At 62.9% G+C, this 9,828-nt stretch carries 14 protein-coding genes; 10 read left to right on the top strand and 4 right to left on the bottom strand.

What is annotated here, in order from left to right:
* Window positions 1-669, top strand: a 669-nt coding sequence (locus BRA1253DRAFT_RS38695; RefSeq protein ID WP_007603290.1) for a transposase, incomplete at its 5' end; no start/stop codon positions are given.
* A gap of 142 nt (window positions 670-811) precedes the next feature.
* Here BRA1253DRAFT_RS38695 and BRA1253DRAFT_RS38690 read toward each other — a convergent pair.
* Window positions 812-2,050, bottom strand: a complete 1,239-nt coding sequence (locus BRA1253DRAFT_RS38690) for an MFS transporter (protein WP_007603286.1) — start codon at window positions 2,048-2,050, stop codon at window positions 812-814.
* Window positions 2,051-2,179: 129 nt separating this feature from the next.
* Between BRA1253DRAFT_RS38690 and BRA1253DRAFT_RS38685 the strand changes: the two genes are divergently transcribed.
* From BRA1253DRAFT_RS38685 to BRA1253DRAFT_RS44120, 6 genes are all read left to right on the top strand, one after another.
* Window positions 2,180-2,788: a TetR/AcrR family transcriptional regulator gene (locus tag BRA1253DRAFT_RS38685; RefSeq protein ID WP_007603285.1), complete on the top strand. Its 609-nt coding sequence runs from the start codon at window positions 2,180-2,182 to the stop codon at window positions 2,786-2,788.
* A 262-nt stretch (window positions 2,789-3,050) separates the two neighbouring features.
* Entirely contained in the window at window positions 3,051-3,269 is a 219-nt protein-coding gene (locus BRA1253DRAFT_RS42530; RefSeq protein ID WP_007603284.1) for a hypothetical protein, read from the top strand.
* Between the two features lie 172 nt (window positions 3,270-3,441).
* Window positions 3,442-3,609: a hypothetical protein gene (locus BRA1253DRAFT_RS44125; RefSeq protein WP_157158687.1), complete on the top strand. Its 168-nt coding sequence runs from the start codon at window positions 3,442-3,444 to the stop codon at window positions 3,607-3,609.
* 436 nt (window positions 3,610-4,045) lie between these two features.
* Window positions 4,046-4,246, top strand: a complete 201-nt coding sequence (locus tag BRA1253DRAFT_RS38680) for a hypothetical protein (protein ID WP_007603283.1) — start codon at window positions 4,046-4,048, stop codon at window positions 4,244-4,246.
* Window positions 4,243-4,449 (top strand): GDCCVxC domain-containing (seleno)protein, encoded by a 207-nt coding sequence (locus tag BRA1253DRAFT_RS45750; RefSeq protein ID WP_007603282.1) that lies wholly within the window; start codon window positions 4,243-4,245, stop codon window positions 4,447-4,449. Before BRA1253DRAFT_RS38680 ends, BRA1253DRAFT_RS45750 begins: the two co-directional genes overlap by 4 nt.
* 124 nt (window positions 4,450-4,573) lie before the next feature.
* Window positions 4,574-4,732 (top strand): hypothetical protein, encoded by a 159-nt coding sequence (locus BRA1253DRAFT_RS44120; RefSeq protein WP_007603280.1) that lies wholly within the window; start codon window positions 4,574-4,576, stop codon window positions 4,730-4,732.
* Window positions 4,733-5,220: 488 nt separating this feature from the next.
* Here the strand turns inward: BRA1253DRAFT_RS44120 and BRA1253DRAFT_RS44115 are convergent, their stop codons facing one another.
* The 3 genes from BRA1253DRAFT_RS44115 to BRA1253DRAFT_RS38670 form a co-directional block, all read right to left on the bottom strand.
* Complete coding sequence (locus tag BRA1253DRAFT_RS44115) at window positions 5,221-5,367, bottom strand: hypothetical protein (RefSeq protein WP_157158686.1); 147 nt, start codon at window positions 5,365-5,367, stop codon at window positions 5,221-5,223.
* A gap of 447 nt (window positions 5,368-5,814) precedes the next feature.
* Complete coding sequence (locus BRA1253DRAFT_RS38675; protein ID WP_007603275.1) at window positions 5,815-7,188, bottom strand: PleD family two-component system response regulator; 1,374 nt, start codon at window positions 7,186-7,188, stop codon at window positions 5,815-5,817.
* Between the two features lie 14 nt (window positions 7,189-7,202).
* Window positions 7,203-7,568, bottom strand: a complete 366-nt coding sequence (locus tag BRA1253DRAFT_RS38670) for a response regulator (RefSeq protein WP_007603272.1) — start codon at window positions 7,566-7,568, stop codon at window positions 7,203-7,205.
* A gap of 241 nt (window positions 7,569-7,809) precedes the next feature.
* Between BRA1253DRAFT_RS38670 and BRA1253DRAFT_RS38665 the strand changes: the two genes are divergently transcribed.
* The 3 genes from BRA1253DRAFT_RS38665 to BRA1253DRAFT_RS38655 are packed head-to-tail and all read left to right on the top strand — an operon-like array spanning window position 7,810 to window position 9,814.
* The gene (locus tag BRA1253DRAFT_RS38665; protein WP_007603271.1) at window positions 7,810-8,121 is read left to right on the top strand and encodes a DUF3572 domain-containing protein; all 312 of its coding nucleotides are present in this window, start codon (window positions 7,810-7,812) and stop codon (window positions 8,119-8,121) included.
* Window positions 8,118-9,407, top strand: coding sequence for a DNA polymerase IV (locus BRA1253DRAFT_RS38660; protein ID WP_007603267.1), 1,290 nt, complete (start codon window positions 8,118-8,120; stop codon window positions 9,405-9,407). The genes BRA1253DRAFT_RS38665 and BRA1253DRAFT_RS38660 overlap by 4 nt, the downstream gene beginning before the upstream one ends.
* The gene (locus tag BRA1253DRAFT_RS38655; RefSeq protein WP_007603266.1) at window positions 9,407-9,814 is read left to right on the top strand and encodes an ACT domain-containing protein; all 408 of its coding nucleotides are present in this window, start codon (window positions 9,407-9,409) and stop codon (window positions 9,812-9,814) included. The genes BRA1253DRAFT_RS38660 and BRA1253DRAFT_RS38655 overlap by 1 nt, the downstream gene beginning before the upstream one ends.
* Window positions 9,815-9,828: the final 14 nt, after the last annotated feature.

The raw sequence follows: 9,828 nt of genomic DNA, 5'->3' as shown, positions 1-9,828 counted from the left end.
GCCGGGATCATCCTCGATGCGGTAGGCACGCGCGCGAACCGTGCAGTTGAGATTGCTGTCACCCAGATCATGGTGGACCGTGTTGAGCGTCGCTTCGATCTGCGCCCCAAGAGATTGGCAGGCGACACGGCTTACGGCGCGGTCAGATTGCTCAAATGGCTAGTGGATCGCAAGATCACGCCGCACGTTCCGGTGTGGGACAAGTCGGCACGCCCCGATGGCACCTTTAGCCGAGCGGACTTCGTCTTCGACAAAAAGCGCAATGTCTATGTTTGCCCGGGTGGCGCGGAACTGACCAGCACCGGCAATATCGATCAAGGTCACATCGTTTACTACAGGGCCAGCAAGAGCGATTGCTCTGGCTGCGCCTTGAAGCCCAAATGCACGACAGCGGTCGTGCGCAAAATTACCCGTGACGTCAACGAAGATGTGCGCGATCATGTCCGTGCGCTGGCGAATACGGAAGCCTTCGAGCAATCGCACCGCGAGCGCAAAAAGGTCGAGATGCGGTTTGCTCATATGAAACGCATTCTCAGGCTCGACCGGCTTCGGTTGCGGGGCCTGAATGGCGTCAGGGACGAAGTGCTGCTCACAGCCACCGCGCAGAACCTGAGGCGGCTGGCCAAGCTAATCTGCCGTCTCCCGCCACAACTGGCAGTCCCGTGCTGAAATCCACCAGCAAAATGGAAACCGCCGACACGCCGTACCAAAAAAACCGCCGAAACTCCAAAGCCAAGCTCGCCCCCAAGTCAGAAACGAGTTTTGCAACACAATCAAACTCCAAAGCGGACGTTCATGAGCCCACGCCCCCCTACGCTGTCCGCAACACCGGCGCCGGCGGTTGCGACGGCCGGATCAGCGCAAACGCGATCTGGATGATGCCGCCGGCCAACCCCAGCGCGACGCCGATGCGCCAGGCCATCGTATACGAGCCGAGCGCGTCGTAGAGCACCCCTCCCCCATACGCGCCGAGGAAGCTGCCGATCTGGTGGCTCATGAAGGCGAGGCCCTGGATCATCGCCTGCCAGCGCAGGCCGAACATCTCGGCGACCGCGCCCGCCACCAGCGGGCCGACACCCATCCACAGGAAGCCCATGATCGCGCCGAACAGCAAGGTCGAGGCAGGCGTCGCCGGCAGCGTAAAGTACCAGGCGAGCGCGAGTGAGCGGAAGACGTAGATGCCGCCGAGCAGTGCGAGCTTGTTCCAGCGCTGGCCGGCCCAGCCGAAGAACAGCGAGCCAAGCACGTTGAAGCCGCCGATCATGCCCAGCGTCTGCGCGCTCAGCATCGGATCGAGGCCGCAGATCGCGAGATAGGACGGCAAGTGCGTGGTGAGGAACACGAGCTGCATGCCGCAGACGAGATAGGCGCAGGTCATCACCACGAAGGAGGCGTTGCCGAAGGCGGTCTTCGCCGCGATCATGGCCGTGGCATCGACGATCTCGTCAGTCGCGGGCTTCGGCAGCGGGACCGCGTCGACACGCCCGGCATACCAGGCCGCGGGGATCATCAGCACCGACATCACCACGAAGCCGGCGAGCCCGACGCGCCACCCGAATCCCTCGTTGAGCATCTGCCCGATTGGCGCCGACAGCAGCGCGCCGAGCGAGCCCGCGCCCGAGACGATGCCAAGCACGGTGGAACGCACCATTGCGGGCACCGCGCGCGCCGCCACCGACATCGCGATCGCAGCGGCGGTGCAGGCGAGCGAGGTGCCGATCAGCACTCCGGCGCCGATCATGATGGCGACGAGACCGTTCGCGGTTGCCATCAGCACCAGGCCCGCGATGTACATGAACGAGCCCACGATCATGATCGGACGGAAGCCGTAGCGCGTGGTCATCGCGCCGGCGAGCGGCTGGAGAAAGCCCCAGGCGAGGTTCTGCACGGCCAGCGCCAGCGTGAAGTCGGAGATCGACAGATGGATGTCGTGGGTCAGCGGCTGCATGAAGATGCCGAGGCTCTGCCGCAGCCCCATGCTCAGCGTCAGCATGATCGAGGCGCCGATCAGGATGGGCAATGTCGGGCGCAGGACCTGCAACAGGGGCATTTTCGTCTCCCTCATCGGCGCCGCGCGAGCGCCGTCGTCTGCAATATCGGTTGATTTTGGTTACACAGACCTGTGTACTTAGGCTATGGTTAGCGCGCGCTGTCAAGCCAACAGGACATTCACCGCCGCATGGCTCCCCCGCCCGCCCCACAGACGATGAAAGAGCGGATCCTCGAGACCGCCGACAAGCTGTTCTATCTGCAGGGCATTCGCGCCATCGGCGTCGACACCATCGCGGCCGAGATCGGCATCTCCAAGCGCACGCTCTACAACCACTTCCCCTCCAAGGACGCGTTGATCGCGGCCTATCTGGAGCGCCGCTTCGTGCAGCCCCGCCCCTCGGACAAGCCCCCGGCCGAGCAGATCCTCGCCACGTTCGATTCGCTGCAGCGCCGCTTCGCCGCAAAAGACTTTCGCGGCTGCCCGTTCGTGAATGCGGTCGCCGAGCTTGGCCGGGCCGACCGCGCCGTGAAGAAGATCGCCATCGCCTTCAAGGAAAGCCGCCGCGTCTGGTTTCGCGACCGCCTCAACGAGCTTGGCGTTGCGAACGCGGAGGCGCTCGCAACGCAGCTCGTGCTGCTGGTCGACGGCTCCATCGCACAGGACCTCGTCCGCGACGACCCCGCAATGGCGCGTGCCGCGAAGGAGGCGGCGACGGTGTTATTGCGAAATGCGGGGGTGGATGTGGGAGATGAGACTGCGGTGAAGCGAGGCAAACGGCCGGCCCGGCATCCCTGAAGTAGCTACGAGATCAGAACCCGATCCGCCCGCCGCAAGAAGGCCGGGCAGGCCAGCACGCACTCCAGCGGCCAACCCGTTGGCCGAGCTTGATTTCGATCTCTTGAAGGGAGCGCGCCGGTATCCCTGAGGGAGTAGCGAAGAGCGAACAGCTGGTGCCGCAACTTATGGCCGCACTTCGTGACCGAGCCTATTAACATAGTTAAATTGATTTAATTTGATTTATCGTATTTAATATTTCCGCCAGCCCCGGAGAGAACCCATGCCTGACCAGGACGACCGCCGCGAATTTCTAAAGACCTGCGGAAAGTTCGCAGCCGTGACACCTCCAACTATAACGCTGCTGCTCTCCACCTCCCTCACGTCCGATGCAATTGCTAAATCGGGTGCGAGCGCGGTCCATCACCACCACGGCAACAATGGCTGGGGTAACGGCGGCGGCGATGGCAGCCCCAACGGCAAGGACGACAGAGGCCGCTAAACATTTTTCGGCTGCACCGCAGTTGAAACGGCTCGCCGGTCACCAATTTTTCCGACGCCCATTCCTATATCGGTAATGCAGTCCAGTCGGGCCCCAGCTCTTCCCATTGCCCCCGGAGCTGGGGCTCATTTTTGTTCGGCTAGGAACGACTTGCCGATTGCCAAGTTTTCCCGTGGCCCTCCCCAAGGGGGCAGCTGCTTCGCCAAGGCAGCTCAACAGCCCCAGCTTCACCGCCCTGAAGCTGGGGTTCCTTTTGCTGTCTCAATTGCCTCCCGCCTGGCCGGATCTTCTTCAGCGCGTCATGGACGCGCTGGCCGAAGCCGCGATCCTGAAGCAGTGAGCCTGACGTATTGAAATCCGATGTTTACCTATGGTAGATTGCCATTTTTTCCCGATAGTTCTTTTTGTGCTGGGGAGAACATCCATGCGAAGCTCTCGCGCAATCCTTTATGCCCAACAACTTAGCGAACTCACTTCTCAGCTCTCAGAATTGGAATATCTTCGAGGTCTGGTCGAAGAAGCAGAGCGAAGCGCCCACGCTGTGCCTCCATTACGCTTGACACATCCTGCTTCGCGCCGCCTTCGAAGTCGTAAACCAGGCGCCCTGTCTGTCCGCCTCCGTCGCCTCGCGCCACCAAGCTGGAATGCAGGAGCTATCAGCCCCCCTGACAACGACAACCAAGTCGATCAGACTTTGCTGGAGCCATTCCCCGACGGATGGTGGGCTTCCCCCTAAAGCCTCTCCCAGCGCTGACCCGACGAAGGGATTTGATCCTATGCACCACATCCAGAGTACGCATATTGCCGCGATATTAAAACTGACCGCCCGGCAGCTTGAAGCACTTCGCAGCCCCCGAGAGATCCAAAAGGAATATTCCGAAATCCTCGTTTTGAGAGAGAAGATAAAACTGGTGACCGATCAGAAGAAGGCTCGCCGGCAATCCTTGCTCGGTGTCTGCCACGCGCCTGGTAAATGATCCTGAACTCCACGATCACGTGTCCCAAGTGCGGTCACGCTGCTGCCGAGGTCATGCCGACCGACGCTTGCCAGTTCTTTTATGACTGCAAACGCTGCGGCGAGCGTCTGAAGCCGCTCCCCGGCGACTGCTGCGTGTTCTGTTCCTTCGGCACCGTTCCCTGTCCGCCGGTTCAAGAGAACGGCACGGGCTGCTCTAACTAGCTGCCCTGAAGGGAGTGGATGCAGCACAAGAGGAGTGGTGCGAGCGTTTTGCGGCATGCTTGACACGTCACGACAACCCAAGGGAGCATCTGGCGTTTTTTTTCATCTTTTGGAGATTGCCACGATGACTACCATCCACATGGACTCGTCCGTCAGCCAGACCGCCACCCGCGCCGTTATGAACGGAGGAGTTCTGAGCTGCACAAAGACCAGCGACAAGGATGTTTATTCTCATTCGATCTGGGCGACCGAAAGCAACATCCGGCAGTTCACGATGCACTAAGGGACAGCATCGTCATCCCGCCCGGTTCGAGCGTGACGACATGGATATTCCGCACGCGGCCGGGAAAATCGACGTGGACCATGGACTTCGAACTCAAGGAAAAGGCTGCCTGACGCGCCATATGAAACAGCCTCTCTCGGAAATCCGGGAGCGGTCACCTGAATGACCGAACTGAAAGGAACAATCGCCATTTCGGCGTAGTTGACCTTCTTTACACCGGAGAAGGTCATGAATCGAAAATCGCTTCTTCTTACAGCCGCACTGTCCTTCGCTGTTGCCGCACCGGTCCTCGCACAAGGCGGCGGAGGTGGTGGTGGCGCGGGTGGCGCGGCCGCGAGCGGCGGCGCGTCCGGATCATCCGCGAGCTCAGGTGCAGGCACTGGCACGTCTGGCGCCGCCAATGGAGGTCCCTCGGCCCCATCCGGCATGGGCACAAACGCAACCTCAACCGGCGCTCACACCAATAACTCTCCAACCAACCCGAACGTTCAGCCCCCGACGCCGAACGGCAACACCGCGAGCACACCGGCCGCACCGGGCAGCTCGGGCGCGGGCAGCACCGCGACCGGATCGACACAGACCGGCACGCCAAACGGGAGCGACGGGTCCGGCATCACGGCGACCAATGGTGCCAACAGCGATAACAGGGACCAGATGAGCCCCGCTGAGCAAGCAAGGACGGGGATCAAGACGCTTCCGCAAGATCAAACTCCAGGAGCCGTCAGTGCGCCGGGCGTTGGCGTCGGTCATGCGGCGAACGGCTTGCCGATCGGTACGCCAGGTTCGGGGACCAGCAACGTCGATCAGAAGTAACCCGGACTTTCGGTCCACATGGATTCCATCGCTTGAGCCGAGACGCCGCGGCGTACTGGATTCCCCGCCTGCGCGGGGAATGACAGCAGAGTTCGTGGGATTTTCGGAGTGCTAGCAGCATGCTCCTGTTTTGCCCGACGAGTCAAACGGCATTGCGGTCCAGCATCAGCCGTTTTGCGGCCGACGTAAGCCATTGATCCGACTAGCGTCGGCTACTGTGCATGGGGTTGTTTTCGCGTTTTTTTTTGCGCCGGCCTGTGCGAGCGGCCTCACGCCGCGTGCGACACCACACGGTTGCGGCCGTCGTGCTTGGCGCGGTACAGCGCAGTGTCGGCGCGCTTGAGGACGTCGCCAACCGCCTCGCCCTTCTGCTCCAGCGTGGTCAGGCCGATCGAGATCGTGACCTCGATGCGCTTGGTGCCCTTGTGAATTGCAAAGGGCTCGCCGGCGATCGAGCGGCGCAGGCGCTCGGCGACCATGCCGGCGACGTGGAGATCGGTCTCCGGCATCACGATGACGAATTCCTCGCCGCCGTAGCGACAGGCAAGGTCGATGCCGCGGATCGACTTGCGCACCCGCACGGCGAATTCGCGCAGCACGTCGTCGCCGGCGTCGTGGCCGTAATTGTCGTTGATCGACTTGAAGTAGTCGATGTCCAGGATCATCAGCGCCAGCGGCTTGCCGCGGGTCGCGGCCTGTTCGGCGAGCGTCGCGAGATGGCTCTCCATGTAGCGGCGATTGTGCAGCCCGGTGAGCGCATCGGTGATCGCCATCTCGATCGAGTTCTGCACGTTGTCGCGCAGATGGTCGGTGTAACGGCGGCGGCGGATCTGGGTGCGGGCACGCGCCAGCAGCTCGATCTTGTCGATGGGACGCAGCAGATAGTCGTTGACCCCGATCTCGAGCCCACGCAGCAGCCGCGTGGCGTTCTCGGGGTCGGCGATCGCCAGGATCGGCACATGCCGCGTGCGCTCCAGCGAGCGCGCCTGGCTGCACAGCCGAAGGCCGTCGAAATTGTTGAGGTCGAGCGAGACGATCAGCAGATCGTAATTGCCCTCGGCGGCGTGGAACAGCGCTTCCGTCGGGTTCGGCTCGACGTCGATGGTGTGCTCGGCGGCGAGGATCGTCGCCAGCCGCTCATAGGAGGACTGGCGGTCGTCGACCAGCAGGATGCGGCCGCCCTTGCCGGTGTCGGAGATTGCACTGCGCTCTGGCGCCTGCATGCCGATCTCGAGCGAGGTGATGGCGCGCATGCGCAGCTCGTCGGTCATCATCTTCAGCCGGGTCAGCGAGCGCACGCGCGCGATCAGCACGACATCGGAGACGGGTTTTGTCAGGAAATCGTCGGCGCCGGCTTCCAGCCCGCGGTTGCGGTCGGCCGGGCTGTCGAGCGCGGTGACCATCACGACGGGAATGTGGTGCGTGGCCGGATCGGTCTTGAGGCGGCGGCAGACCTCGAAACCGTCCATGTCCGGCATCATGACGTCGAGCAGGATGATGTCGCATTCGGCGCGGGCGCAGATCGCCAGCGCCTCGGTGCCGTTCGCGGCGGTCATCACGTCGAAATATTCGGCGGACAGGCGAGCTTCGAGCAGCTTGACGTTGGCAGGGACGTCATCGACGACGAGGATACGCGCGGACACTGTGAACTCACTTCCTATCCGATGAAACGTCGGACCGTCTCAATAAATTTGCCGACCGAGATCGGCTTGGACAAATAGGCTTCGCAGCCGCCCTCGCGGATGCGCTCTTCGTCGCCCTTCATCGCGAACGCCGTGACGGCGACGACGGGAATACTGCGCAGCTCCGGATCGTCCTTGATCCAGCGCGTCACCTCCAGGCCCGAGACCTGCGGCAATTGGATATCCATCAGCACGAGGTCGGGCCGCATCTTGCGAACGAGGTCGAGCGCCTCGTAGCCGTTGCTGGTGCCGGTGGTCTGGTAGCCGTGCGCCTCCAACAGGTCGCGGAAGAGCTTCATGTTGAGCTCGTTGTCTTCCACGATCAGGACGGTCTTAGCCATCCCGCCCTCCTGATTGGTCCGCAGACCGATGCATGTGACGCCTCAGGCGCCGGTCGCCGGCGCTTCGAAAACTGGATTCAAACTAGCCTCGAATTCGCTTGAGTTTCGTTAAACCCGAGGGCCGACTTTCTGCGATGTGGTTTCCAGTTGCTTGTCGGGGGTCACAAGACTCAGGAACGAGACTCGGGCATGGTGACCCCAAAGTAGACACCGAAAGTTAACGGAAAGGCAAACCGGCCACGTGAAAAAGCCTGTTCACAACCCGCGCGAAGTCGCTGAAATCGTTGCGCTTCAGGCGCTGTCTTTCGTCGCGGGCGAACCCGAGCGGCTGGGCCTGTTCCTGGCCGAGACAGGGGTCGGCCCGGAGACGCTGCGCAATGCCGCCTCGGACCCCAATTTCCTGCTCAGCGTGCTCGATTTCGTGATGCGGGATGACGCCACCGTGAAGGCCTTTGCCAGCGCTGCGGAACTGCATCCGACCAACGTTGCCGCAGCGCGGCAGGTTCTCGGCGACGCGCTCGGCGACCCCAATTGGGAGCGCGACGTGCCGTGACCTCCCTGGAGACGGCCGGGCCCCGCTGCTTCTGCCGGGATTGTTCGGCCGATCTGGATATCGGCGTTCGGCGTTGTTCCGCCTGCGGTTCCCCCCGCCTCGCCCGCCACCGCGCACTCGCAAGCCTGACCATCGCCCATATCGACTGCGACGCCTTCTACGCGACAGTCGAGAAGCGCGACAACCCCGACATCGCCGACAGACCCGTCATCATCGGCGGGGGCAAGCGCGGCGTGGTGTCGGCCGCCTGCTATATCGCGCGCACCTACGGCGTGCGCTCGGCCATGCCGATGTACAAGGCGCTGGAAGCCTGCCCGCATGCGGCCGTCATCCCGCCGGACATGGCGAAATATGTCCGGGTCGGGCGCGAGGTGCGCCAGGCCATGCAGGCGCTGACGCCGCTGGTCGAGCCGCTCTCGATCGACGAGGCGTTCCTCGATCTCTCCGGCACCGAGCGGGTGCACGGCATGATCCCCGCCAAGGTGCTGGCGCGGTTCGCACGCAACATCGAGCGCGACATCGGCATCAGCGTCTCGGTCGGCCTCTCCTGCAACAAGTTCCTGGCCAAGATCGCCTCCGACCTCGACAAGCCTCGCGGGTTTGCCGCGCTCGACCAGGAGGAAGCGCGCTTGATGCTTGCGGAGAAGCCCGTCGGTTTCATCTTCGGCGTTGGACCCGCGACGCAGGAGCGTCTGGTGCAACGCGGCTTCCGCATCATCGCCGACCTGCAGAAGGCCGACGAGATCGAGATGATGCGGCAGTTTCCGAGCGACGGCCGCAGGCTGTGGCGGCTCGCGCGCGGCATCGACGACCGCCGCGTCGAGCCCGATCGGGGCGCCAAGACGATTTCGAGCGAGACGACGTTCGAGACCGACATCCGCGATTTCGCGACGCTGGAGAAGATACTGTGGCGCCTCTGCGAGAAGACGTCGTCTCGCCTCAAGAGCAGCGAGCTCGCCGGCCTGACCGTCACGCTGAAGCTGAAGACCGCGGATTTCCGCCAGCGGACCCGCTCGCAGTCGATCACGGCCCCGACGCAGCTTGCCGCGAAGATCTTTTCGATCTGCCGCGAGATGCTGGCGAAAGAGATCGACGGCACCGCCTTCCGCCTGATGGGCGCCGGCGTCAGCGCGCTACGCGAGGGTTCAGTCGCCGACGACACCGACATGCTCGACCGCCGTGCCGCCCACGCCGAGCGCGCGGTGGACAGCTTGCGCAAGAAATTCGGCAGCGCCGCGGTGATCCGCGGCATCGCATACGAGGGACCGGAGAAGGCGCAGGAGTGATGACAGGCGAACGCAATCTCGGCGCACTGTTGAGAGACATGAAGCCGGAGATGCGGCCGGAAATCTTCGTGTTCTGCACGATCCCGACAGACCAGTCGATTCCCGCAGCGCTCAGCCCCTTGCTGACGTTCCGCGAGCAGGAAGGAACGACGCTCGTGATCCCACGCGAACAGGCCGAAGCGGCGGGACTACGCCACGCATTTGCATCGTGCCTGATCACCCTGACGGTTCACTCCGCACTCGATGCGGTCGGTTTCCTGGCGGCGATCACGGCACGTCTCGCCGCAGCCGGCATCAGCGTGAACGCCGTTTCGGCGTTCCACCACGATCATCTTTTTGTGCCGGCTGACAGGGCAGACGACGCGATGGTTCTTCTGCAAGATATATCCAAGGCTACGCACTCGTAGCCCGGATGGAGCGC

It is taken from the genome of Bradyrhizobium sp. WSM1253, assembly GCF_000244935.1.
Taxonomy (GTDB): domain Bacteria; phylum Pseudomonadota; class Alphaproteobacteria; order Rhizobiales; family Xanthobacteraceae; genus Bradyrhizobium; species Bradyrhizobium canariense.
The sequence above is the reverse complement of the archived record's forward strand: the minus strand, read 5'-3'. Positions and strand labels throughout refer to the sequence as shown.

Coding starts and splice junctions, on each gene's coding strand:
- BRA1253DRAFT_RS38690 (WP_007603286.1), bottom strand. CDS start 2,050: ATGCCCCTGTTGCAGGTCCTGCGCCCGACATTGCCCATCCTGATCGGC.
- BRA1253DRAFT_RS38685 (WP_007603285.1), top strand. CDS start 2,180: ATGGCTCCCCCGCCCGCCCCACAGACGATGAAAGAGCGGATCCTCGAG.
- BRA1253DRAFT_RS42530 (WP_007603284.1), top strand. CDS start 3,051: ATGCCTGACCAGGACGACCGCCGCGAATTTCTAAAGACCTGCGGAAAG.
- BRA1253DRAFT_RS38680 (WP_007603283.1), top strand. CDS start 4,046: ATGCACCACATCCAGAGTACGCATATTGCCGCGATATTAAAACTGACC.
- BRA1253DRAFT_RS45750 (WP_007603282.1), top strand. CDS start 4,243: ATGATCCTGAACTCCACGATCACGTGTCCCAAGTGCGGTCACGCTGCT.
- BRA1253DRAFT_RS44120 (WP_007603280.1), top strand. CDS start 4,574: ATGACTACCATCCACATGGACTCGTCCGTCAGCCAGACCGCCACCCGC.
- BRA1253DRAFT_RS38670 (WP_007603272.1), bottom strand. CDS start 7,568: ATGGCTAAGACCGTCCTGATCGTGGAAGACAACGAGCTCAACATGAAG.
- BRA1253DRAFT_RS38655 (WP_007603266.1), top strand. CDS start 9,407: ATGACAGGCGAACGCAATCTCGGCGCACTGTTGAGAGACATGAAGCCG.